Here is a 25,519-nt window from a genome sequence, read left to right on the forward strand (position 1 = left end):
GGTCCAGCGGGAAGGGGGCAGACTCACCGGGGTGAGCGTGCGTGAACGGACCGGTTCCTTCTGCGACCGGTACGGGTTGACGGTGCCCGTACTGGAGGCGCCGATGGCGGGCGCCTGTCCGCCCGGACTGGCGGCCGCCGTGGCCGCGGCGGGAGGCATGGGAGCCGCCGCGGTCGTCAACGACTCCCCGGCGGCGATCGCGGACTGGGCCCGCCGCTACCGCGAGGCCGCCGGTGACGCGCCCTTCCAGCTCAACGTGTGGATCCCGGACCCGCCCGCCGATCCGGGGACCGAGGCCCAGGCGTCGTTCCTCGACCGGCTCGGTGGCACCGCGGGGCCGGCCCCCGGCCCGGCACCGGACTTCGACGAGCAGGTCGGTGCCGTCATCGACGCCCGCCCCACCGCCATCTCGACGATCATGGGGTTGCTCCCCGCCGACCACGTCGCCGCCGCGCACGCGGCCGGGATCGCCTGGTTCGCGACGGCCACCACCCTGGACGAGGCGCTCGCCGCCGAACGGGCCGGCGCCGACGTCGTCGTCGCGCAGGGCATGGAGGCGGGCGGCCACCGGGGCAGCACCCGCCCCGAGGACGCCGAACGCACGGCCGTCGGGCTGTTCGCGCTCGTCCCGTGGCTGGCCGGTGCGCTGTCGGTGCCGGTCGTGGCCGCCGGCGCGGTCGCCGACGGCCGGTCGGTGGCCGCGGCGCTGACTCTCGGCGCGAGTGCGGTGCAGGTCGGGACGGCGCTGCTGCGCACCCCCGAGGCGGCGATCGACGCCGGTTGGGCAGCCGAACTCGACCGTCTCGCGCCGGAGGACACCGTGACCACCCGCGCGTACACCGGCCGCCTGGCGCGGGCCGTGCCGACCCGCTACGTCCGGGCCTGGGACGGCCCGGAGGCGCCGGATCCCGCCCCGTACCCGCACCAGCGACGCCTGGTCGCCCAGTACCGGGCGGGGGAGCCCGGGATGCTGGACCGGGTCAACCACTGGGCCGGGCAGGCCGCGGCGCGGGCGACGACCCGGCCGGCGGCCGAGGTGGTCGCCGGCATGTGGCGGGAGGCGGAGGCGATGTTGCCGTGAGTGCTCAACCGAGCATGTCGTCGAACTCACCCTTCTTGGCGCCGTCGACGAACGCGGAGATCTCGGCGGCGGTGTAGAGCAGGACCGGGCCGTCCGGGTCGCCCGCGTCGCGGACGGCGACCCGGCCGTCGTCGAGCACGGCGAACTCGACGCCGTCGCTCCGGTGGCGGCCACCGGCGGGGCGGCGCCAGTTCACCGGCCCGAGATCGGCCGCACGGGTTCCGTTCGGACGGGACATGGTGCCTCCGGGGCGGGTCGCGGCGGGTCGGTAGTTGCGGAGGGTGTCGAACGTGTATGCATTCGATCTTGCATCCGCAACCGGCATCGCCGACGATAGGAGCAAGCCTGCCTGGAAGGGGCGTGAGAATGCGCCGGTCGACGTACGGACATCCGGTACGGAGGTCGACGTCGTGAGCGCCGGGCCGGATCGCGCGGCGGATGAACCCGAGGTCCTCACGCTGACCTCCGTCATCGACCGCCGTGCACACAAAGTGACCGACACAGAACTCTGCGCTCCACACGCCGTCCGGACCGGGCGTTACGAGGCACTCTGCGGGCATCTCGTGTCACCGGCGCCGCTCGTCGCGGCGGACGGGACGCCGTGCCGGCGGTGCGCGGAACTCGATCCGACGCCGACCGTCGCCACCCCGCGTCGCCGCGGGGGATGGCTCGGCAGGCTGCTCCCGGCCTGATCGGTCCGCCTCAGCGGGCCAGCCGGTCCGCGTCGGCACGCTCCCGCCTGCGCAGTGGCCCGCGGGCGCGCCGCTCCAGGAAACGCCGCCCCTGGTGAGTGATCTTGCTCACGACGTTCGGTCCGCGCCGACGCTCGATCGCGTCTCCGATCCTGCCGAGCAGCCAGGCCAGGATCGGCGCCCCGACGGCCAGCAGCAGCCACACCCGCAGATGGCGGGAGAACAACGCCCACATGGTGAAGACCACCTTCCCCGAACTCGACGACCCCGGTCGCCGGATACGGTAGTACGACCCCCCGACGACCGCTGGACGCGTGACTGCGCGGCCACCCGTTCGTTGGGCGGGGCAAGGGCGGGCTCCGGCGGCCCCCGGCCGGGCGCCCGGGTTCGAGGAGGTGTCCCGTGATCGGTCCGGGTCCCGACGGTCTGGTGTTCCTGGCCGTCGTGCTGGTGCTGCTCGTCGTCGTCCTGATGGTCCCGGCCGGTCGCCGGGCGGCCTCGGCCGCGCTGCGGTCGGTGCGCCGGCTGCCGGGCCTGATCCGGGCCGAGCTGCGCGGGAGCCCACCGCTGCGCCCCGACACGGGGCGCGACGACACCACTCCGGAGATCCCCGTCGTGGACGGCGACCGGCCCGCACCGACACGCACGTTCCCGCAGGTGGGGCGGCCGGAGCGCTGATCTTCACGGAAGGTCGCCGGGCGGCCTGTCGCCGGCTGGGCGGCAAGCGGTAAATTTTCTTTTACCGGTGGGAACCACCGGCGCTCCCTCGGCGTTGCCATGATGCGAGGGCCCGCCGCTGGTGGGTCTCGCACACGTCCGTCGAGGAGGATCCAGGTGCGCTCCACGAGCAACCCGGCGTTCCGCAACCTGCCCACCCAGCAGGGCGGCTACGCCACGTTCGACCGCTCGGGCGGCGGCATGATGGGTGGTGCATCCGCTTATGCCGGCGCCCAGACGTCACACGTCGACCCGAGCCGGGCCACCCAGGAGACCGGCCGTCCGATCACGATCGACGACATCGTCCAGAAGACCGCGATCAGCGGTGGTCTCGCGCTGATCGCAGGCTTCCTGACCGTGTGGTCGGGGTTCACGATCCTGGCGCTCCCGGCGTTCATCGTCGGCCTCGTGGTGGCGCTGATCGTCATCTTCAGGCAGAAGCCCAGCGCCCCGCTCACGCTGACGTACTCCGGTGCGATGGGTGTCGCGCTCGGGGGCATCTCCGCGATGTTCCCGGGTGTCGCGCTGCAGGCCGTCATCGGCACCGCAGGCGTGTTCTTCGGGATGCTGGTCGTCTACAAGACCGGTGCCGTGCGGGTCACCCCCCGGTTCACCAAGTGGATGATGGGCGCCCTGATCGGCGTCGTCGTCCTGATGCTGGCGAACCTGGTGATGAGCTTCTTCGTCGGCGGCGGGCTCGGCCTGCGCGACGGCAGCCCGCTGGCGATCCTGTTCAGCCTGGTGGTCATCGGGGTGGCGGCGTTCAGCCTGCTGCTCGACTTCGACGCCGCCGACAACGCGGTGAAGTCCGGTGTGCCGGAGAAGTACTCTTGGTACATCGCGTTCGGCCTGATGACCACGCTGGTCTGGCTCTACATCGAGATCTTCCGTCTGCTGACCTACTTCCAGGGCGACTGACCCGCGGTACGACCCGGCCCCTGCGCGGGCCGGGGAGCGGGCCGGACTCGCCCCCTCCGGTCCGACGCGCCGCGGACACCTCCGGGTGTCCGCGGCGTCGTCGTGCCGGGGCTCGCTCCGGTCCCGCCCGCGGGCGCCGGCGCATGCGCTGCGCCTACGTCCGCGCCGGGCCGTGCGAGCGGCTCGTCACCGACCCGCCCGGCCCGGCCACCGGTGCGCGACTCAGGAGAGCCGCTCGAGCACCATCGCCATGCCCTGGCCCCCACCGACGCACATCGTCTCCAGGCCGTAGCGACCGTCGCGGGTGCGCAGCCCGTTGATCAGCGTCGTGGTGATCCGGGCGCCGGTCATGCCGAACGGGTGGCCGAGCGCGATCGCGCCGCCGTGCACGTTGAGCTTCTCCTCGGGGATGCCGAGGTCACGGGCGCTGGGCAGGACCTGCGCGGCGAACGCCTCGTTGATCTCGACGAGGTCGATGTCGTCCATGGTCAGCCCGGCCCGGTGCAGCGCCTGCTTCGACGCCTCCACCGGCCCGTAACCCATGATCTCCGGGGAGAGGCCGGTGACGCCGGTCGAGACGACCCGGGCCAGCGGGGTGACGCCGAGCTGCTCCGCCCGGGTGTCGGACATGATCACCAGTGCCGCGGCACCGTCGTTGAGCGGGCAGGCGTTGCCCGCGGTGATCCGCCCGTCCGGCCGGAACACCGGCTTGAGCTCCGAGATCTTGTCGTAGGTGGTGCCCGGCCGCGGGCCGTCGTCGGTCCGGACGACGGTGCCGTCGGGCAGCGTGACCGGGGTGATCTCGCGTTCGAAGAACCCGTCCGCGATCGCCTGCTCGGCGAGGTTCTGCGAGCGCACCGCGAACCGGTCCATGTCCTCCCGGGACACGTTCTTGTGCAGCGCCAGGTTCTCCGCGGTCTGTCCCATCGCGATGTAGGCGTCCGGGAGCAGGTTCTGCTCGCGCGGGTCGGTCCAGCTCGTGGAGCCCTTCTCCGCGGCCTCCGCGGTCCGGGCCTCGGCCTCGGCGAACAGCGGGTTGTGCGTGTCCGGCCACGAGTCGGAGGTGCCGCGGGAGAACCGGGAGACCGTCTCCACGCCCGCGGAGACGAACACCTCGCCCTCGCCGGCCCTGATCGCGTGCAGCGCCATCCGGGTGGTCTGCAGCGACGACGAGCAGTAGCGGGTGATCGTGGTGCCCGGCAGCGAGTCGTAGCCGAGCGCGATCGCGACGATCCGGGCGAGGTTGTTGCCCTGCTCACCACCGGGGAGCCCGCAGCCCAGCATCAGGTCGTCGATCTCGGCCGGGTCCAGCGACGGGACCTGGTCCAGCGCCGCGCGCACCATCTGGACGGTGAGGTCGTCCGGGCGCATCCCGGCGAGGGACCCCTTGTTGGCACGGCCGATCGGGGACCGGGCTGCGGCGACGATGACGGCTTCGGGCATGGGACGTCCTCCTCCGGTGCAGGGTCGGCCGCGACTCTACTTGCGGGTAACCGGGTCCCGGCCCGCGACGTGACGAAGTTGTCAGGGGTGCCCGGCATGCTGGCGCCATGACCTCCTGGAGAGCTTTCCGGTCCGCCGAGCCCGAGTTCGCCGAACTGGCGCAGCGGATCCTGCAGCGCGGCGTCGCACTGGTGATCGCGACCCTGCGGGCGGACGGGGCGCCCCGGGTGTCGGGCATCGAGGTCGTGTTCGACGACTCGGGCCCGGTCACCGAGCTGGCGTTCGGCTCGATGCCGGGCGCCCGCAAGGGTGCCGACCTGCGGCGGGACCCGCGGTTCGCGCTGCACGCCGCGCCCGCCGACCAGAGCGGGGGCGACCTGGGCGACGGTGATCTCAAGGTGGCGGGGCGCGCCGTCTGGCAGGGGCCGATGTCCGGCCCGGTCGCCGGTGACGCGTTCCGCGTCGACCTCGGCGAGGTCGTCTGGACCGGCCTGGACGAGGCTCGCGAGCGGCTCGTCGTCCGCTGGTGGACGCCGTCGTCGGGACTGCGCTCGGTCGTGCGGGAGTGAGCGGTGCGAGGATGCCCCCATGCGCTACGTCGAGCACGTCGTCGACCTGGTCGGGAACACCCCGCTCGTCCGGCTGGGTGCGGTCGCCGAGGGGGTCGCGCCGCCGGTCCTCGCCAAGGTCGAGTACCTGAATCCGGGTGGTTCGGTGAAGGACCGGATCGCCCTGCGGATGGTGGAGGCCGCCGAGGCGTCCGGCGAGCTGCGTCCCGGTGGCACCATCGTCGAACCCACCTCGGGCAACACCGGGGTCGGGCTGGCCATGGTCGCGCAGCGCAAGGGCTACCAGTGCGTCTTCGTCTGCCCGGACAAGGTCGGCGAGGACAAGCGCAACGTGCTGAAGGCCTACGGCGCCGAGGTCGTGGTCTGCCCGACCGCCGTCGAGCCGGACCATCCCGACTCGTACTACCGCACGTCGGACCGGCTCGTCAGCGAGATCGAGGGCGCCTGGAAGCCGAACCAGTACGCCAACCCGGCCAACCCGGAGTCGCACTACCGCACCACCGGCCCCGAGATCTGGGAGCAGACCGACGGGAAGATCACCCACTTCGTCGCGGGGATCGGCACCGGCGGCACGATCTCCGGGATCGGCCGCTACCTCAAGGAGGTCTCCGGCGGCGCGGTGCGCGTCATCGGGGCCGACCCGGAGGGCTCGGTCTACTCCGGTGGCACCGGCCGGCCGTACCTGGTCGAGGGCGTCGGCGAGGACTTCTGGCCGGACACCTACGACCGGACGGTGTGCGACGAGATCATCGCGGTCTCCGACGCCGACTCGTTCGACATGACGCGGCGGCTCGCCCGGGAGGAGGCGCTGCTCGTCGGCGGGTCCTGCGGGATGGCGGCGGTCGCCGCGCTCCGGGCCGCCGCCACGCTGCCTGCCGACGCCGTGGTCGTCGTCCTGCTGCCCGACGGCGGCCGCGGGTACCTCGGCAAGGTGTTCAACGACGCCTGGATGGCCAGCTACGGGTTCCTGCCGCCGACCGGGGCCGCCACCATCGGCGATGTCCTGCGCCGCAAGGACGGGTCGATCCCGGACCTGGTGCACGCCCACCCGAACGAGACCGTCGCCGACGCCGCGCTCTACCTGCGCGAGTTCGGTGTCTCGCAGATGCCGGTGGTCCGGGCCGAGCCGCCGGTGATGGCCGCCGAGGTGGCCGGGGCGGTCGTCGAGCGGGACCTGCTCGACGCACTGTTCACCGGCCGGGCGCAGCTCGCCGACCGGCTGGAGGACCACATGTCCCCGCCGCTGCCGACGCTGGGCGCCGGCGAGTCGCTGCAGGACGCGATGACCGCGTTCGCCAAGGCCGACGCCGCTCTCGTGCTGATGGACGGCAAGCCGGCCGGCGTCGTCACCCGGTCCGACGTGATCGCCTTCCTCGGGAACGGCTGACCGGGCGGGGGGTCCGCTCGGCGGCGCGCGTACCCTCCGGGCGCATGCAGGGTTTCTCCACACGGGCGATCCACGCCGGTCAGGACCCCGACCCGACCACGGGCGCGGTCACCACCTCGATCCACACGAGTTCGACCTACGCGCAGGACGGCGTCGGTGCGACCCGCGGCGGGTACGAGTACTCGCGTAGCGCCAACCCGACCCGGACGGCCCTGCAGGAGTGCCTGGCGGCCCTGGAGGGCGGCCGGCACGCGCACGCGTTCGGATCGGGCATGGGCGCCACCGACACCCTGCTGCGGATCCTGCTCCGTCCCGGTGACCACCTGGTCATCCCGCACGACGCCTACGGCGGCACGTTCCGGCTCGTCGACAAGGTGCTCAGCGGTTTCGGCGTCGAGCACACCCCGGTCGACCTCGCCGATCACGACGCCCTGCGCGCCGCGCTGCGCCCCACCACCCGCGTGGTGTGGTCGGAGACGCCGACGAACCCGTTGCTCGGGATCGCCGACATCGCCGGTCTGGCCGGGATCGCGCACGAGGCGGGGGCGCGGCTCGTCGTGGACAACACCTTCGCCTCGCCGTACCTGCAGACGCCGCTCGCGCTCGGCGCCGACGTCGTCGTCCACTCGACCACCAAGTACATCGGCGGGCACTCCGATGTCGTCGGTGGCGCGTTGGTCACCGACGACGACGAGCTCGCCGAACGGATCTCCTTCACCCAGAACTCGGTCGGTTCGGTCCCCGGTCCGTTCGACGCCTGGCTGACCCTGCGCGGGGTGAAGACCCTCGCGGTCCGGATGGAGCGGCACTGCGACAACGCGGAGCGGATCGCGGAACTGCTCGGAGCGCATCCCGCCGTGTCGCAGGTCCTCTACCCGGGCCTGCCCGGGCACCCGGGCCACGAGGTCGCTGCGAAGCAGATGCGCAGGTTCGGCGGGATGGTGTCCTTCCTGGCGGCCGGTGGCCGCGAGGCAGCGCTGCGGATCTGCGCGGGGACGAGGCTGTTCACCCTCGCCGAGTCGCTCGGCGGTATCGAGTCGTTGATCGAGCACCCCGGCCAGATGACCCACGCGTCGACCGCCGGGTCGATGCTGGAGGTCCCGGACAGCCTGGTGCGGCTGTCGGTGGGGATCGAGGACGTCGACGACCTGGCCGACGACCTGCGCAGCGCGCTCGACTCGGTCCGCTGAGCGGGCCGGTCTCAGCTGCGGGACCGTTCCGGGGCCGATGAGGGGTCGGTGACGGCCGGCGGCGGCGCGAGGACGAGGTCCCCCGGCTCGACGCACCCGCCGACCAGCACCCAGGTCCCGTCCGGCCCCGGCTCGTAGTGGCCGGGATCGTCGCAGCCCGCACCGTGCACCGTGGTCACGGCGAGCGCGGTCAGCGCGGCCGCCAGCAACAGCGGCGCGGTGGTGCGCAACCGGGTCATTCGCGAGTTCCTCCCCGACTACCGGGCGCCGAACGGAGCGGACCCCGCAGGGTTCGCGGCCGCGCGGCGTGCCCCGACCCCGAGTGGCTCGGCGATCACGCCCGGTGGACACCGGCGAGGTTACCGGCGGTGGTGCGAGACTGCCCGGATGGTCACCCCGCCGGTCACCTCCGCCGACGTGTACGCCGCCCGTGATCTGCTCGACGGGGTGGTGCGCACCACCCCTGTCGCGGGCGCCAGGGCGCTCTCCGATCTCGTCGGCGCCCCGGTCCGTCTCAAGTGCGAGAACCTGCAGCGCACCGGCTCGTTCAAGATCCGGGGCGCCTACACCCGCATCGCCCGGCTCACCGCGCAGGAGCGGGCGCGCGGTGTCCTCGCGGCCTCCGCGGGCAACCATGCGCAGGGGGTGGCGCTGGCGGCCCGGTTGCTCGGGGTCCGTGCCACGGTGTTCATGCCCGAGCGCGCCGCGCTGCCGAAGGTGGACGCCACCCGCGGCTACGGGGCCGAGGTCGTCCTGACCGGCCGTTCGGTGGACGAGGCGGTCGGCGCGGCGGCGGAGGCGGCCGAGCGTTCGGGTTCGGTGCTGGTGCACCCGTTCGACCACCCGGACATCATCGCGGGCCAGGGAACGGTGGGCTGCGAGATACTCGAGCAGGTGCCGGACGTGGCCACCGTGCTGGTCTCGGCGGGCGGCGGCGGGCTGCTCGGCGGCATCGCCGCCGTGCTGCGCGAGCACCGGCCCGAGGTCCGGATCGTGGGGGTGCAGGCCGCCGGCGCGGCGGCCTGGCCGCCCTCGCTCGCGGCCGGGCGCCCGGTCGCGCTGGACGGGATGCGCACCATGGCCGACGGGATCGCCGTCGGTCGGCCGGGCGACGTCACGTACCCGCAGGTGGCGGGTCTGATCGACGAACTCGTCACGGTGGGGGAGGACGCGCTGGCCGGAGCGCTGGTGCACTGCCTGGAGCGGGCGAAGCTGGTCGTCGAACCGGCTGGTGCTGCCCCGGTCGCGGCCCTGCTGGAACATCCGGACCGGTTCACCGGACCGGTCGTGGCGGTGCTGTCCGGGGGGAACGTGGACCCGTTGGTGCTGCTGCAGGTCATTCGCAACGGGTTGGTGGCGTCGTCGCGGTACCTGACGCTGCGGGTGCAGGTGCCGGACCGGCCCGGCGCGCTGGCGGAGCTGCTGGCCCGGGTCGGGAGCCTCGGTGCGAACGTCACCGACGTGGCGCACTCGAGGATCAGCGGCGCGCTGCCGGTCGGCGAGGTCGACGTGGAGCTGAGCCTGGAGACCCGCGGGCCCGAGCACCGGGACACGATCGTCGCCGGGCTGCGGGCGGCCGGGTACGCCGTCACCGCGCCGTCCTGACCGCTCACGACGACGGGCCCGGCCGTGGTGGCCGGGCCCGCGTCGACGCGTCCGGAGTCAACCGGTGAAGGCCTCGATCCCGACCAGGGTGACCTTCATGTTGCCGCCGTCGGGCAGCTGGTACTCGCGGGACTCACCGGGCTTCGCGCCGAGCAGTGCCGCGCCGAGCGGGGAGTTCGGCGAGATCACCTGCAGGTCGCCGTGGCTGCCCTCCTCGCGGGAGCCGAGCAGCACCTTCTCGGTGTCCTCGTCGTCCTCGTACTTGATGGTGAGCACGGTGCCGGGGGCGGCCCGGTCGGAGCTCGACGGGGTGGTGCCCACCTGGGCGGTGCGCAGCAGCTCCTGCAGCTGACGGATCCGGGCCTCCTGCTGGCCCTGCTCCTCGCGGGCCGCGTGGTAGCCGCCGTTCTCCTTCAGGTCGCCCTCCTCGCGGCGGGCGTTGATCTCGGCGGCGATGACGGGCCGGTTCGCGATCAACCCGTCCAGCTCGGACTTCAGCCGGTCGAAGGCCTCCTGGGTCAACCAGGTCGCCTGGGTATCCGTCACCGTCATCAACTCCTTCAGGGAAACAGGGCGTGTCGCCGCCAGGCGCCGTGCGCCGACGGGGCAGCGGGGGCAGCGGCACCGGGCGGCACGCCCCGAGTAAGGAAAAACACGACCCGCTGGCGGGCCGTGTACGAGACACCCTAGCACGATGCGCGCCGCTCGTCGCAGCTCCTCGGTGAACGGCGGAGTGCTCGATCTGGTTCCCCGCGGTCGGATCCTCGCAGGTGAGAGCGATGGTAGCGGCGTGGCCGGATTCGCTTCCGAACTGAGCGGAACCGCCCGTCGCGATGCTCCGGTACGGGCGTGCAGCTCTGGGAACAGCGGAAACCCGGTCCGCGTTGCGGATGCTGAACACCTCGTGGAGCGGTCGCTGTCGGTCCGCTCTGCCAGGATCGCGACCAACACACGAACTCGCCGCCCGCGCCGGCCCCGGTCGCGCAGCGGGCCCCGAGCCAGGTGACCGTGGAGGAACCCACCCGATGACCCCACCGCCCACGCCGCAGCCCGTCGCCCAGCCGTCGGTCGCACACCAGTCGGTCGCACAGAAGCTGTCGCTGCCCGCCCCCGGTGAGCGTCCCCGGTTGCTGACCGTGCACGCGCACCCCGACGACGAGTCGTCCAAGGGGGCCGCCACCACCGCCCGGTACGCCGACGAGGGACACGAGGTGCTCGTCGTGACCTGCACCGGTGGTGAGCGCGGCAGCATCCTCAATCCGGCGATGGACCGCCCGGAGGTGCTGGAGAACATGACGGCCGTCCGGCGCGAGGAGATGGCCCGGGCCGCCGAGATCCTCGGCGTCCGGCACGCCTGGCTCGGCTTCGTCGACTCCGGGCTCCCCGAGGGCGACCCGGCGCCCCCGTTGCCGGACGGGTGTTTCGCCCTCGGCGACGTCGAGGAGCAGACCGCCGCCCTGGTCCGGCTGGTTCGCGAGTTCCGTCCGCACGTGATCGTCACCTACGACGAGAACGGCGGCTACCCGCATCCCGACCACATCCGCACCCACGTCATCTCGATGGCCGCGTGGGAGGCCGCCGGCGATCCGGCGCGATTTCCCGAGGCGGGGCCGCCGTGGCAGCCGCTCAAGCTCTACTACGGGCACGGCTTCTCCCGGGCCCGGCTCGAGGCGTTCCATCAGGCGTTCCTGGATGCGGGGGAGGAGTCGCCGTACACCGAGTGGCTGGAGAACTGGCGCGACCGGCCGGACCCGGGTACCAGGGTCACCACCCGGGTCCCCTGTTCGGACTGGTTCGGCCGCCGCGACGACGCGCTGCGCGCGCACGCCACCCAGATCGACCCGACCAGCCGGTTCTTCTTCACCCCGCTCGAGGTGCAGGCCAGGGTCTGGCCGACCGAGGACTACGAGCTGGTCCACTCGCTCGTCGACACCGCCGTCCCGGAGGACGACCTGTTCGCCGGCATCCCGTTCGAGCGCGGGGAGCAGCGGAGGGCCGGCTGAGGCGCGGGTAGCCTCACCGTCGGACGCGCGGCGCCGAGTCGCGGTCCGGCCCTGAATCTTCGGCGAGTGCGGAGGCGGTCGGCGGTGCTGATCGACAGCGCGACGGTGGTGGCGCGCGAGGTCGCGGCGGGCTTCCTGGTGCCGATGCAGGAGCGTCCACCGCCCCCGGGGCAGCTCCCCGAGTGGGGCAGCGCGGCGCCGGTGGGGCTGGCGGTCGTCCTGGTGCTGCTGTTGGCGACGGCGTTCCTGATCCGGAACATGAGCACGCGGATCACCCGGTTGCCCGAGTCGTTCGACATCGACAGCGCAGACACCGGCAGGGCGGACACCGACGGCGCAGACACCGCCAGGGCAGACACCGCCAGGGCAGACACCGGCAGGGCGCGAGCCGACAGCGGTGGCGTCGGCGGCAGGAGCGGTGGCGAGCCGGCGGAGCGGGACACCGGCGCGGGACCCCGCAGCACCTGAGAGTCTGGGTGGCATGCCGAACCGGCTCGCCACGGCCACCAGCCCGTACCTGCTCCAGCACGCCGACAACCCGATCGACTGGCATCCCTGGTCGGCCGACGCGTTCGCCGAGGCCCGGCGCCGGGACGTCCCGGTGCTGCTCTCGGTCGGCTACGCGGCCTGTCACTGGTGCCACGTGATGGCCCACGAGTCGTTCGAGGACCCCGAGATCGCCGCGGTCGTGAACCGTGGCTTCGTCGCGATCAAGGTGGACCGGGAGGAACGCCCGGACATCGACGCCGTCTACATGGCGGCCACCCAGGCGATGACCGGCCAGGGCGGCTGGCCGATGACCTGCTTCCTCACCCCGGACGGCGAACCGTTCCACTGCGCCACCTACCTGCCCCCACGACCCCGGCACGGGCTCCCGTCGTTCCGGCAGCTGCTCGACGCCGTGTCCGGTGCCTGGACCGGGGACGGCGAGCGGGTCCGGGTCGCCGCCGGCCGGATCGCCGAGCAGCTGGCCGAGCAGGCCGCCACCGATCCGGAGCCGGTGACGGTCGGCGAGCAGACTCTCGACGACGTGGTCGAGGCGCTGGCCGGCCAGTACGACCCGGAGCACGGCGGGTTCGGTCGCGCCCCGAAGTTCCCGCCGTCGATGGTGCTGGAGTTCCTGCTCCGTCACCACGAGCGGACCGGCTCCGAGCAGGCGCTGCGGTTGGTCGAGGGCACCGCCGCGGCGATGGCCCGGGGCGGGTTGCACGATCAGCTGGCCGGTGGCTTCGCCCGGTACTCGGTCGACGAGGGCTGGGTGGTCCCGCACTTCGAGAAGATGCTCTACGACAACGCCTTGTTGTTGCGCGCCTACGGGCACCTCGGCCGCCGTGGCTCGGCGCTCGCCACGCGGGTCGCGGAGGGGATCGCCCGGTTCCTGCTCGACGACCTCCGCACCCCCGAGGGCGGACTGGCCTCGGCACTGGACGCCGACACCGACGGGATCGAGGGCCTCACCTACGTGTGGACGCCCGCACAGCTGCACGAGGTGCTCGGGCTCGACGACGGCGCCCGGGCCGCCGAGCTGCTGGGCGTCACCGCGGACGGGACGTTCTCCGACGGCGCCTCGACCCTGCAGCTGCTCCGTGACCCGGACGATCCGGCCTGGTGGGAGCGGACCCGGGCCACGCTGCTCGCCGCGCGTTCGACCCGACCGCAGCCGGCCCGTGACGACAAGGTGGTGACGGCCTGGAACGCGCTCGCCGTCGTCGCGCTGGCCGAGGCAGGGGCCGCGACGGACCGGCCGGAGTGGGTGCGGGCGGCGGGCGCGATCGCCGATCTGCTGCTCGAGGTGCACGTCGTCGACGGCCGGCTGCGGCGGTCCTCACGACACGGGCGGCCGGGCGAGGCCGACGCCGTGCTGGAGGACCACGCGCTGCTCGCGGCCGGGCTGCTCGCGCTGCACCAGGCGACGGGTGACCCGGCCCGGCTGGCCGCTGCGCTGGAGCTGCTCGACACCACCCTGGACCGGTTCGCCGCGCCCGGCCGGCCGGGCACCTACCTGGACACCGCCGCCGACTCCGCCGACGCCGAGCTGCTGCTGCACCGGCCCCGTGAGTTGACCGACAACGCGTCGCCCTGCGGGTCGTCGGCGCTCGCCGAGGCGCTGGTGACGGCGTCGGCGCTGGCCGGCCCCGCGCACTCGGCCCGCTACCGCGACGCGGCCGAACAGGCGGTGCGTTCGATCGGGACGCTGGCCGGGCGGGCCCCGCGTTTCCTCGGGCACTGGCTCACCGCGGCCGAGGCCCTGGTCGGTGGCCCGGTGCAGGTGGCCGTCGTGGGGGAGCCCGGATCGGGTCCGTTGACCGCCCGGGCCCGGTGGGATGCGCCCGGTGGCGCGGTCGTCGTCGCCGGGGAACCGGATGCGGACGGGATTCCGCTGCTCGCCGGCCGCGGCACGGTCGGCGGTCGCGCCGCGGCGTACGTGTGCCGGGGGTTCGTGTGCGACATGCCGGTGACCGGCCCCGACGAGCTGTCGGCGCTGCTGACCCGGTGATCCTCATCGCGCATCTCCGTAATCAGTGCAATGCTGTAATCACTCAAGGGGGTGCCCGATGAAGGCAGCACGAGGACGGGGACGCGGCGGCTGGCAACAGGCCGATCTGCCGTCCGCCGAGGACGCGCAGGCGTGGTTCAGCGGGCGGTTGCCCGACGGTTGGTTCACCGGCTCGCCGGAGGTCACCTGCGACCGGGACGAGATCGTGGTCGTCGGGGAGCTGCCCGCGCTGGAGACCGAGCACCCCGACACCGACGCGGGGCGGGCCGACGCGGCCGCCGCGGAGGCCGGCCGGATCGCCCGGTTCCGCGAGGAGACCCGGGACCGGCGGATCGAGATCGCCCGCCAGGCGGAGGCACGCTACCGGCGCAAGGTCGCCTGGGGTGCCCGGCTCGGCGGCACCACCGAGCTGTTCACCACGCTCTCGGTGCCGGTCATGACCAGGCTGCGCCAACCGGAGCGGCTGGTCCTCGACACGCTGGTCGACGCCGGTGTGGCCCGATCCCGCTCGGACGCGCTGAGCTGGTCGGTCCGGCTCGTCGGCCGGCACGCCGACGACTGGCTGGCCGAGCTGCGCTCGGCGATGGCACGGGTGGACGACCTGCGGGCCCAGGGCCCGTCCTGACCGGGCCCGGTCACCCGCACGGTCAGCGCAGCAGCACCAACCAGATCGCGATGTGGTGGCAGGCCCACGCCAGCACGGTCGCCGCGTGGAAGATCTCGTGGTAGCCGAAGGTCGTGGGCCACGGGTCGGGCCTGCGCAGCGCGTAGACGACCGCACCCGCGGTGTAGAGCGCACCGCCGGCCAGGAGCAGGACGAGCGCGGTGACCCCGCCGCCGTCGAGCAGGGCGGGAAGCACGAAGACGGCCACCCAGCCGAGTGCCACGTAGATCGGCACCCCCACCCAGGACGGTGCCGACGGCCAGGCCAGCTTCAGCGCGACCCCGGCGAGCGCACCGCCCCAGACCACCGCCAGCACCCAGGTCGCGGTGCCCGGGGGCAGCGCGAGCACCGACACCGGTGTGTAGGTACCCGCGATGAACAGGAAGATCATGGAGTGGTCGAGGCGCTTCATCAGCCGGCGCCGGCCCGGATCGGTCCAGGTGTGCCGGTGGTACAGCGCGCTGATGCCGAACAGGCCGAACGTGGTCAGTGCGTAGACCGCGGTCGACACGGCGGCCGGCACGCCGACCAGCGCACCGGCCACGCTGATCAGTGCGGCGCAGGCGAAGACGGATGCGACCAGGCTCCACAGGTGCAGCCAACCGCGCATCCGCGGTCTCGACGGTGCGGGAGGGATGCTCACCGAGGACACGACCCGACGTTACGTGCCGTACCCGGCCACGTCCCGGTGGGTGGAGCTACGCCACACCGGGCGGGGTGCCCGGCGAGCAGCGCCCGCATCGGCTCCCGGGGGTCGGACTAGGGTCCGTGTTCGTGGCCGTTCGAGACCTGCTCTACACGGTGTACGAGCGCAGGATCCTGCGCCAGATCGCCGGATCCGACAGTCCGAAGCACGTGGCGCTGATCCTCGACGGCAACCGTCGGTGGGCCCGCGAGGCCGGGCTCGACGACCCGGCCGAGGGTCACCGCGCAGGCGCCGCGAAGATCGCCGAGATGCTCGGCTGGTGCTCCGAGGCCGGGGTCGAGGTGGTGACGGTCTTCCTGCTCTCGACGGACAACCTCGACACCCGCTCGCCGGAGGAGCTGAAGGATCTGCTCGAGATCATCGGCGGGGTGGTGGACGACCTCTCCGGCCCGGACACCCCCTGGCGGTTGCGGGTGGTCGGGGCGATGGAGCTGCTGCCGAAGTCTCTGGCGGACCGGCTGGCCGCGGCGGTGGCGCGGACCGGTGACCGCGGCGGACTACAGCTGAACGTCGCCGTCGGTTACGGCGGACGCCAGGAGATCGCGGACGCCGTGCGCAAGATGCTGCTCACCCAGGCGGAGTCCGGCCGCACCCTCGAGGAGATCGCGGAGAGCCTCGACGTCGACCACATCGCGGAGCATCTCTACACGTCCGGTCAGCCGGATCCGGACCTGGTCATCCGGACCAGTGGCGAGCAGCGCTTGTCAGGCTTCCTGCTCTGGCAGTCGGCCCATTCGGAGTTCTGGTTCTGCGAGGCCTACTGGCCGGAGTTCCGCCGGGTCGATTTTCTCCGCGCGCTGCGTGACTTCGCAGCCCGGCACCGCCGTTTCGGCGGCTGATTCACATTCGTGCGTAACCTTCGGCGTGCTCGCTCGTTATAGGAATTTCGGATCGGCCGGCGGGTGCGCCGGAACTGCAGAAGGGCCCCGGGGTGAACCCCGGGGCCCTTCTGATGCGCAGTGCGCGCGAACGACTTACTTGTAGCCCTTGTCGCTCTTGTCGCCACCGTGCTGCTGGTCGGCGTTGTCCTGGTCGAACTCGTCACCGGCCTCGGAGGCGTTGGTGCAGCTGACGCCGTTGTCCGAGTTGACGCTGGTGGCGTTCTCGGCCTCGGAGAACAGGCCGCCGAGGGCGCCCGAGATCAGGCTGTTGCCGTTGAGCGCGGTCCCGCAGAGCTGCGGAGACACGTTCAGGTTGTTGCCCGACACGTTGACCAGGCCGTGCGCGGACTTGTCGGCGACGTTGCCGCCGTTGTGTCCGAACTGGACATCGGTCTTGTCGATGTCCTTCACGTCGGTGTAGGTCTTGTTGAAGCTGTCCTTGGTCTTGTTGAAGCTGTCGGCCGCCTCGTGGCTGTCGCTTGCGAACGCCAGCGGGCTCAGCGCGACGAGCGACGCGGCGCCGGCCGCGACGACGATTCCAGCCTTCTTCAGCACAGTCCGTCTCCTGTTTGAGTCGAAGAGTGCAGACCCGGGGGATCCGGGTGCACTCTCAGTACTTGTCGACGCTCGAACCGGGGAGCCCGCATCGACTGGGCGTCAATCTAACGGAGGCTTCCGGCGCCGACAATCTGACCCTCCGTGTTTTTTTTCCGCGGAGCGGCGGTCCGTTCGGGTACCAGGGGATTCGTCGGCCGCGCAGGCTGTCCGCCGGCGTGGCGAACGGGCGAGTCTCAGCTGGTTGATACGGGTTACTAGACGACCCTGAACAGTCGGCAGTGCCGTAGGCCGTGTGCCGGCACTCGTTGTCCCCGTCCGGGCGGGGGTGAGTGGGGGTGCGGTCCACCGGCCGGACGCGGGGCGTGCGCCCGGCCGCGCGGTGCTCGTCCGGGGTCCGGCCCCTGTTGCACGGACCGGATCCGGCCGGAACCGGCCGTGGTCGGACCGGAACCGCGCGGAGTCGAGTGGAGGTCGGACCGGACCGGAACCGGGTGGACCGCCGGGCGGAACCAAGCGGACGGCCGGAACCGCACGGGTCGGCCGGAACCGGGCGGGCTGCGCGGAACCGAACGGGCCGGCACAGGGCCGGGCGGAACCAGGCGGACGGCCGGAACCGGGGGGCCGGGCGGGCTGGGCGGGTTGGGCGGAACCGAGCGGGCTGGGCGGAACCGGGCGAGCTGGCGGAACCGAGCGGGCCGGGCGGGATCGCACCGGGACGACACGGCAGGGCCGAGGCGGGACCGAGACCGGCGAGGTCACGGCGGGGAGTTACGGCGGGGCGGAGCAGCTACCGCGACCGGGAGGCGGCGGGCGGGGCCCCGTCCATTGATCACTGAAAGTGATGACGACCCGGTGCATCGGAACTCGTCCGGACGCGCAGCCCGCTGCTGGCGAATACCTCGGGCGGAAACGCACGGGCCGCTCCGCGGAGCGGCCGGGGACCGGCCGGCCGGGGAGCCCGGGAAGGACACGACAAACGCCCCGGAGCCGAAGCTCCGGGGCGTTTTCGGTGATCTGTTCGAGATCAGCCGATCGAGTCGCCGGCGCCCGCCTCCTGCGCGCAGGCGTCGGACTGGTCGGTGACCGAGTCGCCGGACTTGGCCTTGGCGTCGCCCAGGATGCCGAGGGCACCGGTCAGGCCGTTGAGGGCCGACGCGTCCTCGACTGGGACCTGCACGCCCAGCACGTTGACCGGGATGTTGTTGTTGCAGGCCTGGATCGGCACGTTGACGTTGTTGCCGTTCAGGCCGGCGATGAGGCCCTTGGCGTCCTTGTCGATGACGTTGTCGGCGCCGTGGTGGTGGCCGCCCTTGTGGCCGTGGTCGTCGCCCTTGTCACCGGCGAAGGCGATCGGGCTCACCGCGAGCAGGGAGGCGGTGGTGGCCGCAACCAGGATTCCAGCCTTCTTCAGCACAGTTTTCTCCAGTTGAGTCTCGAGTCCGCCCGAAGCCGGTCTCACGCTTGTCGACACGTTGACAAAGTGGGGGAGCCCATGTCGACTGCGTGACAATCTATAGGCCCGATCAGTGTCGAACAAATCGCACAACACTATCGGGTAACGTCATCACTTTACGTTCGGATACTCCCTGGATCGGGCATTCCCGACCCGGTTCCCGGTGGCCGAGCTCCCTCTGGGGTGATCACGTTAGGTGATGAGATGCGGCCGATCGGATGCGTATCCGCCGGGGCCGGCCGTCGTTCGGTGCCACCCGCCTACGCTCCGGGGGTGTCACCCGGCGACCTGCTACGCGCGATCACGCGGTTAGCACTGCGTGTGCAGCGGCTCCGCCCCGGCGTGCTGGACGGGCCCTGCCACGCCCCGGAACTGGTCAGCGAGGTCGCCGCGGAGGCGCCGCCGTCGCCGTCCGAGCTCGTCGCCACGGCAGTGGCGCTCCGGCGCGAGGTCGCCGTCGCGGGCCTGGCGCCACCTGCGGCGGCGTACTGGGACGCCCTGCTGGTGGCCCTGCACTGCCACGCCCGGACGCTGGACGGGGACCGCCCGGGCTACCTCGACGAGGTCCGGGCCCTGTTCGGGGTGCGCCCGCGCCGCACCGATCCCGACCGTCACCGCGAGGCCCACCGGGTGCTCGGCGAGCTGCTGCCCGGGCGCGGGCCGGTCGGCCCGCGGATGCAGGCCTACCGGGAGGCCGACCTCGTGCCGCCCGGCCTGCTCGGTGCGGCGGCCGCCGCACTGACCGCCGAGCTGCGCCGCCGGACCGGTGACCGGCTCGGTCTGCCCCCGGGGGAGCGCGTGGACCTCGAGCTGGTCGGCGGACGGCCCTGGACGGCGTTCACCCGGTACCGGGGCGGGCTGCGCAGCCGGGTGTCGATCAGCACGGACGCCCGGGTCCGGGCCGGGGCGCTGCTGCCGCTGCTCGCGCACGAGACCTATCCCGGGCACCACACCCAGTACTGCCGGGCCGAGCTCGCGGCGACCCGGCACCCCGAGCTGGCGCTGCGGTTGGTGCACAGCCCGCAGGGCCTGATCGCGGAGGGCGCGGCCGAGGTGGCGGCGACGGTGCTGCCCGGGCCCGGCTGGGGCGCACTGGCCCAGCGGGTGCTCGCCGAGGTCGGAGTGCGGATCGACGGCCCCCTCGCCGAGCGGATCGAAGCGGGCCTGGAGCTGCTCGGCCGGGTCCGGCAGGACGCGGCGCTGCTGCGGCACGTCGACGGTGCCGGGCCGGACGAGGTCGTCGGGTACCTGATGCGGTGGCTGCTGCTGTCCGAGGCCCGCGCGCGCCGGGTGCTGGCGTTCCTCGATCATCCGCAGTGGCGCAGCTATCCGGTCACCTACGCCGAGGGCGCGCCGCTGGTGCGCGGGTGGCTCAGCAGGGCGCCCGACGGGCCGGTGGCCGGCCTGCGCATGCTCCTCGACACCCCGGTCCTCCCGGCCGATCTCGCCGCCGGGGGTGGCGCGACGATCGACAACGCTTCCGGTGTGGCAGTACCGGCGGGAGCGGGGCCCGCGCAGCTCTGATCGGCCGTGCTCCACCGGACGGCGGGCGACCGATCGTGTTCACGCAGGTCGAGAGACGTCGGACGGTGTCGATCACGCGATGAACGGCAGGTTACAACTCTGCCATCGGGGTTCTTTGTGGCTCACCGTCCCGCAGTTGCTATTGACCGCACGAGGGTGACCACTAGTAGCGTCCGTGTTGACGCGCCGTATCCGATGCGGCTCGTCCGGGAGGCCCTGGACGTGGTGTCGAACGCACCCGAGAGGGCCGGCACCCGGCCCTTGCGGGCGTGCCGGCCGGAGGACCGCCATGGTCCGCCGACGCCGACGCGTCCCGCGTCAGGACCGGCCGGCCCGACGCAGAGCAGGCGTGGTGCCGCGCCTGCGAGGGAGCACCCGTGACCGATCGTCGTCCCGCCCTCACCGACCAGGCTCCGCACGCGGAGATCGTCGGGGACGCGCCGAGAGGTTCCACCCGCTGCTACGTGCTCGACACGTCCGTCCTGCTGTCCGACCCGTGGTCGTTGCTCCGCTTCGACGAACACCAGGTCGTCCTGCCGCTGGTCGTGATCTCCGAGCTCGAAGCCAAGCGTCACCACCCCGAACTCGGCTGGTTCGCCCGCACCGCACTCCGTCAGCTCGACGAGATGCGGGTCAGGTACGGCCGCCTGGACGCGCCGATCCCGATCGGCGACAAGGGCGGAACCCTGCACGTCGAGCTCAACCACACCGATCCCGCGGTGTTGCCGGCCGGGTTCCGCACCGACTCGAACGACTCGCGGATCCTGGCGTGCGCGCTGAACCTGCGGGCCGACCCCACCTCGACTGCCGAGGTGACCCTGGTCACCAAGGACATGCCGTTGCGGGTCAAGGCCGCCGCCGTCGGCCTGGACGCCGACGAGTACCACGGCCAGGACGTCCTGTTCTCCGGCTGGACCGGGATGACGGAGCTGGAGGTCGGTGCCGAGGATGTCGACGCGCTGTTCCGGGACGGTGTCATCGACCACGACGTGGCCCGTGACCTCCCGTGCAACACCGGCCTTCGGCTGGTGGGTGTGTCCAACGCGCTCGGCCGGGTCACGGCGGACAAGCGGGTGAAGCTCGTCCGTGGCGACCGGGAGGCGTTCGGTCTGCACGGGCGGTCCGCCGAGCAGCGGATCGCGCTCGATCTGCTGCTCGACAACGAGGTGGGGATCGTCTCGCTCGGCGGGCGGGCCGGCACCGGGAAGTCCGCGCTCGCGCTCTGCGCCGGGTTGGAAGCCGTACTGGAGCGCCAGGCGCACCGCAAGATCGTGGTGTTCCGGCCGCTCTACGCCGTCGGCGGCCAGGAGCTGGGCTACCTGCCGGGCAGCGAGAGCGAGAAGATGCAGCCCTGGGCGCAGGCCGTCTTCGACACGCTCGGTGCGCTGGTCAGCCAGGACGTCATCGACGAGGTGATCGCGCGCGGGATGCTGGAGGTGCTCCCGCTCACCCACATCCGTGGCCGGTCGCTGCACGACACCTTCGTGATCGTCGACGAGGCGCAGTCGCTGGAGCGCAACGTCCTGCTCACGGTCCTGTCCCGGCTCGGGACCGCGTCGCGGGTGGTGCTCACGCACGACGTCGCGCAGCGGGACAACCTGCGCGTGGGCCGGCACGACGGCGTCAACGCGGTCATCGAGAAGCTCAAGGGGCATCCGTTGTTCGCGCACGTCACGCTCACCCGCAGCGAGCGCTCGCCGATCGCCGCGCTGGTCACCGAGATGCTGGAGGGCCCGAACTCCTGACGCCCGGCCCGTGGCCCCGCGCACCGTCGGTGTGCGGGGCCGCCACCGTCAGAGTCCGTGCGGCGTGCCCTCGGTGAACCCGGCGGTGGTCTGCACTCCGATCACCGAGCGCTCGTGCAGCTCGTCGACGGTGCGCGCACCGGCGTAGGTACACGCCGAGCGGACCCCGGAGCAGATCTCGTCCAGCACGTCCTCGACGCCGGGGCGCTCGGGGTCCAGCCGCTGCCGGGAGGCCGAGATGCCCTCCTCGAACAGCGACTTGCGGGCCCGGTCGAACGCGTTGTCGCCGCGGGTCCGGGCGCTGACGGCGCGTTTGGACGCCATCCCGAACGACTCCTTGTACGCCCGGCCGCGTTCGTCCCACAGCAGGTCGCCGGGGGACTCGTAGGTCCCGGCCAGCCAGGAGCCGATCATCACCGACGCGGCACCGGCGGCCAGGGCCAGCGCGACGTCACGTGGGTGCCGCACGCCGCCGTCGGCCCAGATCACCGCACCGTGGTCCCGGGCGGCCGCGGCGCACTCGGCGACCGCGGAGAACTGCGGACGACCGACGCCGGTCATCATCCGGGTGGTGCACATCGCGCCCGGGCCGACCCCGACCTTGACGATGTCCGCGCCGGCCTCCGCCAGGTCCGCGACGCCCTCGGCGGTCACCACGTTGCCGGCCGCCACCGGGACCGCGAGGCCGGCGTCGTCGACGACCCGGCGGACCGCGGCCAGCGCGTCGAGCATCTTCTCCTGGTGCCCGTGCGCGGTGTCCACCACGAGGACGTCGATCCCGGCGTCCAGCAGCGCCTTCGCCTTCACCGCGACGTCGCCGTTGATCCCCAGCGCGGCGGCGGTGCGCAACCGGCCGGCGGCGTCGAGGGCAGGCGTGTAGATCCCGGCCCGGATCGCGCCGAGCGGGGTGAGCAGACCGGCGAGCCCACCGCCCGCGTCCAGGCCGAGCGCGACCGAGGCCCGGCGTGCGTCGATGCGCTCGAAGACCTCGCGCGGCGCGGTGTCGACCGGCAGCACCAGCGGATCGGGCACCAGGACGTCCGCGAGCCGGGTGAAGCGGTCGACACCGGCGCACCCCGCCTCGCTGACGGTGCCCACCGGGCGGCCGCCGTCGTCGACCACGACGACGGTGTCGTGGGCGCGCTTGGGCAACAGGTTCAGCGCGTCCGCGACCGCATCGCCGGTCCGCAGCACCAACGGCGTGTCCCACACCGGGTGCCGCGACTTCAGCCACGAGACGATGCCCGCGACGGCGTCGGTGGCGACGTCCTGGGGCAGCACGGTCAGCGCGCCGCGGCGAGCCAGCGTCTCGGCCATCCGGCGGCCCGCGACGGCGGTCATGTTGGCCGCGACCACCGGGACGGTGGCACCGGTGCGGTCGGGGGTCGTGAGATCGACGTCGAACCGGGAGGCGACCGACGACCTGCGCGGGACGAGGAAGACGTCGTCGTAGGTGAGGTCGTGCTCCGGCCGGCGGTCGTCGAGGAAGCGCACGGTATCGGGATGCTACCCGCCGGCGGACCCGGCGGTGCGTCACGAACCTGTCATTCGCGGGGAACCACCGGGCAACCCGGCACGCCTAGCGTCGACTCCATGCCGGTGCCGTCACCGATCCCGCAGGTGCGCGCCTCCGACGCGCGCCGGATCCGTGACCTGCTGCGGATCGCGATCGCCGGGCGCCGCATCCGCGGGCTGCTGCCGCGCGAGGACGAGCTGATGGTTCGCTACGGCGCGCCGCGCTCGTCGGTGCGGGCGGCGCTCGCGCTGCTGGCCGAGGAAGGACTGCTGCGGCCCGGTCCGGGGGCGCACCGGATCGCGGGGAGACCCGATTACCCGGGCCGGACGTCGGTCGTCGCCGATCCGGCAGGGCGACCGCGACCGCTCGGACGCTCCGGGGTGGCCGCTCCCGACGTGCTCGCGGACTGGCTCGGCATCCCCACGGGGAGCCCCTGTCTGCGGGTCGAGTGCGTCGCGCACACCGCGGGCGGCGGGGCGGTGCTCGAGACCCACTACGTCGCCGGGCCCGCCGCTGCGGACCTGCTCACCGTGCCCGACACCGGGCCGTTCGACCGGTTGCTGGCCGACGCGCACCTGCGGCCAGGCCGGATCCGCGCCCGGTCCGGACCGGTACCCGCCGACCCGGACGCGGCGAGCCTGCTCGGCGTCCCGGCCGGGACGGCGCTGCTCGGCGTCGAGCGGACGCTCACCGGTGTGGACGGACGCGTGCTCGCCGTCGGCGTGCTGCGAGCGCGCCCCGGTGCCTCGCCCGCCACCGGGGTTCAGCCGGAGAGCAGCGCACGCACCGCGTCCAGCGAGTCGGCGTCGGCCGGGGTCCTGTCCGGCCGGTAGCGCACCACCCTGGCGAAGCGCAGCGCGACACCACCCCGGTAGCGGGTGCTGCGCTGTGCCCCGTCCACCGCGACCTCCACCACCAGCTCGGGTCTCAGATACACCACGCCCGGCGCCTCCGCCCGTGCGTACCGCGGGAACGTCTCCGTCTGCCAGGCGAGCAGCTCGTCGGTCATGCCCTTGAAGGTCTTGCCGACCATCACCGGCTCACCACCGTCGGGGTCGCGGGCGCCGAGATGGATGTTCGACAGCGACCCGGTGCGCCGCCCGTACCCCCACTCGGCGCCCAGCACCACCAGGTCGAGGGTGTGCACCGGCTTCACCTTCTGCCAGGACCGCCCCCGCCGGCCCGCCGCGTACGGCGCCGCCAGATCCTTCACGACCACGCCCTCGTGTCCGGCTGCGAGCGCCTCCTCCAGCACCCCGGCCGCCTCCTCCGGCGAGGGACGCCGCACCCCGGGCATCCGCAGCGGCGCCTCCCGGTCGCCGCCGAGCAACCCGGCGAGCAGGTCGAGCCGGGTCTCCAACGGCTCGTCGACCAGATCCCGCCCGTCGAGGTGCAACAGGTCGAAGAAGAACGGGGTGAGCAGCACGCCGCGCTCCGTGCCGAGAGCGGTGTCGGTGAGATCGGCGGGACCGGTGACGTGGCCCTCCCCGGCCCCCGTGCCGCCGCTCGGCGCGGTGCCGAAGCGGCTCATCGTGTCCTGGAACGCACGGGGGCGGCCGTCGTCGTCGAGGGCGAGCGTCTCACCGTCGAGCACCACCGCCGAGCAGGGCAGCGCCCGGGTCAGCTCGACCAGCTCCGGCACCGTGGCCGTGATCTCGCGCAGCGTGCGGGTCCACACCCGGACCTCGTCACCGCGGCGGTGCACCTGGATGCGCGCGCCGTCCAGTTTGTGCTCGACGACCACCCCGGTGCCGAGCGCGGCGAGTGCGGCATCCAGCGAGTCACCCGGCGAGGCGAGCATCGGACGGACCGGGCGGCCGACCTGCAGACCGATCCGAGCGAGGGCCTCGGCCCCGCCGCCGAGCGCCGTCGCTGCGGTCTCCGGGAGCTGCCCGGAGAGCATGAACGCGCGCCGGACCGCGGCCTGCCCGGCACCCGAGGCGACGGCGACCGCGTCGACCATCAGCCCCTCCAACGCGCCCTGCCGCAGCTCCCCGGTGAGCAACCGGTGCAGGAACTGCTGCTCGTCGGCGGTGGCGGCACCGTAGAGCCGGGCCAGCAGGTCGCGCCTGCGCCCCGTGGAACCCGGCCCCGAGGTGCCCGCCAGCTCGTCGAGCAGCGCATCGACCTGCTGCACCGTCCACGACGGGACGGCCGAGGGCGCCACCTCGAGCGCAGCGAGGGTGCGCCAACCGGTGCCGATCCGGCCCTGCCGGGGCGTGCCGGACAGCCACGCCACCACCGGTACGACCTCGGCGGGCGCGGCCGCCCGCAGCAGATCGGCGAGCGCGGTGGTCTTCTCCCGGCGCCCCCGGGTCGCCCCGACCGCGGCCGAGGTGGTGACGACGTCGCTGAACAGCACCCGATCAG

Annotated in this window: 26 protein-coding genes; 16 read left to right on the forward strand and 10 right to left on the reverse strand. The window is 73.1% G+C overall.

Annotation, left to right across the window (positions count from 1 at the left end):
- Positions 1–31 precede the first annotated feature (31 nt).
- Complete coding sequence (locus AB0J24_RS13580) at positions 32–1,081, forward strand: nitronate monooxygenase (RefSeq protein WP_358680233.1); 1,050 nt, start codon at positions 32–34, stop codon at positions 1,079–1,081.
- A 4-nt stretch (positions 1,082–1,085) separates the two neighbouring features.
- Here the strand turns inward: AB0J24_RS13580 and AB0J24_RS13585 are convergent, their stop codons facing one another.
- On the reverse strand, positions 1,086–1,319 hold the full coding sequence (locus AB0J24_RS13585; RefSeq protein ID WP_358680236.1) for a DUF397 domain-containing protein: 234 nt from the start codon (positions 1,317–1,319) through the stop codon (positions 1,086–1,088).
- Positions 1,320–1,371: 52 nt separating this feature from the next.
- Between AB0J24_RS13585 and AB0J24_RS13590 the strand changes: the two genes are divergently transcribed.
- The gene (locus AB0J24_RS13590; RefSeq protein ID WP_358680239.1) at positions 1,372–1,773 is read left to right on the forward strand and encodes a hypothetical protein; all 402 of its coding nucleotides are present in this window, start codon (positions 1,372–1,374) and stop codon (positions 1,771–1,773) included.
- A gap of 10 nt (positions 1,774–1,783) precedes the next feature.
- Here the strand turns inward: AB0J24_RS13590 and AB0J24_RS13595 are convergent, their stop codons facing one another.
- A complete protein-coding gene (locus AB0J24_RS13595; RefSeq protein ID WP_358680242.1) occupies positions 1,784–2,008 on the reverse strand; it encodes a hypothetical protein in 225 nt (74 codons plus the stop codon).
- A gap of 167 nt (positions 2,009–2,175) precedes the next feature.
- Here AB0J24_RS13595 and AB0J24_RS13600 point away from each other — a divergent pair, with 167 nt between their 5' ends.
- On the forward strand, positions 2,176–2,451 hold the full coding sequence (locus AB0J24_RS13600) for a hypothetical protein (protein WP_358680244.1): 276 nt from the start codon (positions 2,176–2,178) through the stop codon (positions 2,449–2,451).
- 156 nt (positions 2,452–2,607) lie between these two features.
- Positions 2,608–3,408: a Bax inhibitor-1/YccA family protein gene (locus AB0J24_RS13605; RefSeq protein ID WP_358680247.1), complete on the forward strand. Its 801-nt coding sequence runs from the start codon at positions 2,608–2,610 to the stop codon at positions 3,406–3,408.
- 222 nt (positions 3,409–3,630) lie between these two features.
- Here the strand turns inward: AB0J24_RS13605 and AB0J24_RS13610 are convergent, their stop codons facing one another.
- Positions 3,631–4,851 carry an acetyl-CoA C-acetyltransferase gene (locus AB0J24_RS13610; protein WP_358680250.1) on the reverse strand — a complete coding sequence of 407 codons (1,221 nt, stop codon included), beginning with the start codon at positions 4,849–4,851 and terminating at the stop codon, positions 3,631–3,633.
- Positions 4,852–4,958: 107 nt separating this feature from the next.
- Between AB0J24_RS13610 and AB0J24_RS13615 the strand changes: the two genes are divergently transcribed.
- From AB0J24_RS13615 to AB0J24_RS13625, 3 genes are read left to right on the forward strand one after another with little or no spacing between them, the layout of a single operon-like run.
- Positions 4,959–5,420 (forward strand): pyridoxamine 5'-phosphate oxidase family protein, encoded by a 462-nt coding sequence (locus AB0J24_RS13615; protein WP_358680253.1) that lies wholly within the window; start codon positions 4,959–4,961, stop codon positions 5,418–5,420.
- 19 nt (positions 5,421–5,439) lie between these two features.
- Positions 5,440–6,807, forward strand: coding sequence for a cystathionine beta-synthase (locus AB0J24_RS13620; protein ID WP_358680256.1), 1,368 nt, complete (start codon positions 5,440–5,442; stop codon positions 6,805–6,807).
- A 44-nt stretch (positions 6,808–6,851) separates the two neighbouring features.
- Complete coding sequence (locus AB0J24_RS13625) at positions 6,852–7,997, forward strand: cystathionine gamma-synthase (protein ID WP_358680258.1); 1,146 nt, start codon at positions 6,852–6,854, stop codon at positions 7,995–7,997.
- Between the two features lie 11 nt (positions 7,998–8,008).
- Here AB0J24_RS13625 and AB0J24_RS13630 read toward each other — a convergent pair whose 3' ends face one another.
- On the reverse strand, positions 8,009–8,236 hold the full coding sequence (locus tag AB0J24_RS13630; protein WP_358680261.1) for a hypothetical protein: 228 nt from the start codon (positions 8,234–8,236) through the stop codon (positions 8,009–8,011).
- 148 nt (positions 8,237–8,384) lie between these two features.
- On the opposite strand from AB0J24_RS13630, the gene ilvA reads away from it, so the two are divergent.
- The gene (gene ilvA / locus AB0J24_RS13635; RefSeq protein ID WP_358680264.1) at positions 8,385–9,602 is read left to right on the forward strand and encodes a threonine ammonia-lyase; all 1,218 of its coding nucleotides are present in this window, start codon (positions 8,385–8,387) and stop codon (positions 9,600–9,602) included.
- Between the two features lie 57 nt (positions 9,603–9,659).
- Here the strand turns inward: ilvA and greA are convergent, their stop codons facing one another.
- A complete protein-coding gene (greA, locus tag AB0J24_RS13640) occupies positions 9,660–10,148 on the reverse strand; it encodes a transcription elongation factor GreA (protein WP_358680557.1) in 489 nt (162 codons plus the stop codon).
- 479 nt (positions 10,149–10,627) lie between these two features.
- On the opposite strand from greA, the gene mca reads away from it, so the two are divergent.
- The 4 genes from mca (at position 10,628) to AB0J24_RS13660 (ending at position 14,727) form a co-directional block, all read left to right on the forward strand.
- Complete coding sequence (gene mca, locus AB0J24_RS13645; protein WP_358680266.1) at positions 10,628–11,605, forward strand: mycothiol conjugate amidase Mca; 978 nt, start codon at positions 10,628–10,630, stop codon at positions 11,603–11,605.
- An 84-nt stretch (positions 11,606–11,689) separates the two neighbouring features.
- On the forward strand, positions 11,690–12,073 hold the full coding sequence (locus AB0J24_RS13650; protein WP_358680269.1) for a hypothetical protein: 384 nt from the start codon (positions 11,690–11,692) through the stop codon (positions 12,071–12,073).
- 13 nt (positions 12,074–12,086) lie between these two features.
- Complete coding sequence (locus AB0J24_RS13655; protein WP_358680271.1) at positions 12,087–14,102, forward strand: thioredoxin domain-containing protein; 2,016 nt, start codon at positions 12,087–12,089, stop codon at positions 14,100–14,102.
- 58 nt (positions 14,103–14,160) lie between these two features.
- Positions 14,161–14,727 (forward strand): hypothetical protein, encoded by a 567-nt coding sequence (locus AB0J24_RS13660; protein WP_358680274.1) that lies wholly within the window; start codon positions 14,161–14,163, stop codon positions 14,725–14,727.
- Between the two features lie 22 nt (positions 14,728–14,749).
- Here AB0J24_RS13660 and AB0J24_RS13665 read toward each other — a convergent pair whose 3' ends face one another.
- Positions 14,750–15,376: a hemolysin III family protein gene (locus AB0J24_RS13665; protein WP_358680560.1), complete on the reverse strand. Its 627-nt coding sequence runs from the start codon at positions 15,374–15,376 to the stop codon at positions 14,750–14,752.
- Between the two features lie 164 nt (positions 15,377–15,540).
- On the opposite strand from AB0J24_RS13665, the gene AB0J24_RS13670 reads away from it, so the two are divergent.
- The gene (locus AB0J24_RS13670; RefSeq protein ID WP_358680277.1) at positions 15,541–16,311 is read left to right on the forward strand and encodes an isoprenyl transferase; all 771 of its coding nucleotides are present in this window, start codon (positions 15,541–15,543) and stop codon (positions 16,309–16,311) included.
- A 135-nt stretch (positions 16,312–16,446) separates the two neighbouring features.
- Here AB0J24_RS13670 and AB0J24_RS13675 read toward each other — a convergent pair whose 3' ends face one another.
- Both AB0J24_RS13675 and AB0J24_RS13680 read right to left on the reverse strand, forming a co-directional pair.
- Positions 16,447–16,908: a hypothetical protein gene (locus tag AB0J24_RS13675; RefSeq protein ID WP_358680279.1), complete on the reverse strand. Its 462-nt coding sequence runs from the start codon at positions 16,906–16,908 to the stop codon at positions 16,447–16,449.
- A gap of 1,027 nt (positions 16,909–17,935) precedes the next feature.
- On the reverse strand, positions 17,936–18,325 hold the full coding sequence (locus AB0J24_RS13680; RefSeq protein WP_358680282.1) for a hypothetical protein: 390 nt from the start codon (positions 18,323–18,325) through the stop codon (positions 17,936–17,938).
- 312 nt (positions 18,326–18,637) lie between these two features.
- On the opposite strand from AB0J24_RS13680, the gene AB0J24_RS13685 reads away from it, so the two are divergent.
- Positions 18,638–19,888 (forward strand): DUF885 domain-containing protein, encoded by a 1,251-nt coding sequence (locus AB0J24_RS13685; protein WP_358680284.1) that lies wholly within the window; start codon positions 18,638–18,640, stop codon positions 19,886–19,888.
- A gap of 425 nt (positions 19,889–20,313) precedes the next feature.
- The gene (locus AB0J24_RS13690) at positions 20,314–21,633 is read left to right on the forward strand and encodes a PhoH family protein (RefSeq protein WP_358680563.1); all 1,320 of its coding nucleotides are present in this window, start codon (positions 20,314–20,316) and stop codon (positions 21,631–21,633) included.
- Between the two features lie 48 nt (positions 21,634–21,681).
- Here AB0J24_RS13690 and AB0J24_RS13695 read toward each other — a convergent pair whose 3' ends face one another.
- Positions 21,682–23,127, reverse strand: a complete 1,446-nt coding sequence (locus AB0J24_RS13695) for a GuaB1 family IMP dehydrogenase-related protein (RefSeq protein ID WP_358680287.1) — start codon at positions 23,125–23,127, stop codon at positions 21,682–21,684.
- A 99-nt stretch (positions 23,128–23,226) separates the two neighbouring features.
- Between AB0J24_RS13695 and AB0J24_RS13700 the strand changes: the two genes are divergently transcribed.
- Positions 23,227–23,982, forward strand: a complete 756-nt coding sequence (locus AB0J24_RS13700) for a UTRA domain-containing protein (protein ID WP_358680290.1) — start codon at positions 23,227–23,229, stop codon at positions 23,980–23,982.
- Here the strand turns inward: AB0J24_RS13700 and AB0J24_RS13705 are convergent.
- Positions 23,913–25,511 carry an ATP-dependent DNA ligase gene (locus AB0J24_RS13705; RefSeq protein ID WP_358680293.1) on the reverse strand — a complete coding sequence of 533 codons (1,599 nt, stop codon included), beginning with the start codon at positions 25,509–25,511 and terminating at the stop codon, positions 23,913–23,915. The two genes, AB0J24_RS13700 and AB0J24_RS13705, sit on opposite strands and share 70 nt — an antisense overlap.
- Positions 25,512–25,519: the final 8 nt, after the last annotated feature.

Source organism: Pseudonocardia sp. NPDC049635 (assembly GCF_040659795.1).
Lineage (GTDB): Bacteria > Actinomycetota > Actinomycetes > Mycobacteriales > Pseudonocardiaceae > Pseudonocardia.

Coding starts and splice junctions, on each gene's coding strand:
- AB0J24_RS13595 (WP_358680242.1), bottom strand. CDS start 2,008: ATGTGGGCGTTGTTCTCCCGCCATCTGCGGGTGTGGCTGCTGCTGGCC.
- ilvA (WP_358680264.1), top strand. CDS start 8,385: ATGGTCACCCCGCCGGTCACCTCCGCCGACGTGTACGCCGCCCGTGAT.
- mca (WP_358680266.1), top strand. CDS start 10,628: ATGACCCCACCGCCCACGCCGCAGCCCGTCGCCCAGCCGTCGGTCGCA.
- AB0J24_RS13700 (WP_358680290.1), top strand. CDS start 23,227: ATGCCGGTGCCGTCACCGATCCCGCAGGTGCGCGCCTCCGACGCGCGC.
- AB0J24_RS13665 (WP_358680560.1), bottom strand. CDS start 15,376: ATGCGCGGTTGGCTGCACCTGTGGAGCCTGGTCGCATCCGTCTTCGCC.
- AB0J24_RS13630 (WP_358680261.1), bottom strand. CDS start 8,236: ATGACCCGGTTGCGCACCACCGCGCCGCTGTTGCTGGCGGCCGCGCTG.
- AB0J24_RS13610 (WP_358680250.1), bottom strand. CDS start 4,851: ATGCCCGAAGCCGTCATCGTCGCCGCAGCCCGGTCCCCGATCGGCCGT.
- AB0J24_RS13625 (WP_358680258.1), top strand. CDS start 6,852: ATGCAGGGTTTCTCCACACGGGCGATCCACGCCGGTCAGGACCCCGAC.
- AB0J24_RS13615 (WP_358680253.1), top strand. CDS start 4,959: ATGACCTCCTGGAGAGCTTTCCGGTCCGCCGAGCCCGAGTTCGCCGAA.
- AB0J24_RS13585 (WP_358680236.1), bottom strand. CDS start 1,319: ATGTCCCGTCCGAACGGAACCCGTGCGGCCGATCTCGGGCCGGTGAAC.
- AB0J24_RS13655 (WP_358680271.1), top strand. CDS start 12,087: ATGCCGAACCGGCTCGCCACGGCCACCAGCCCGTACCTGCTCCAGCAC.
- AB0J24_RS13620 (WP_358680256.1), top strand. CDS start 5,440: ATGCGCTACGTCGAGCACGTCGTCGACCTGGTCGGGAACACCCCGCTC.
- AB0J24_RS13660 (WP_358680274.1), top strand. CDS start 14,161: ATGAAGGCAGCACGAGGACGGGGACGCGGCGGCTGGCAACAGGCCGAT.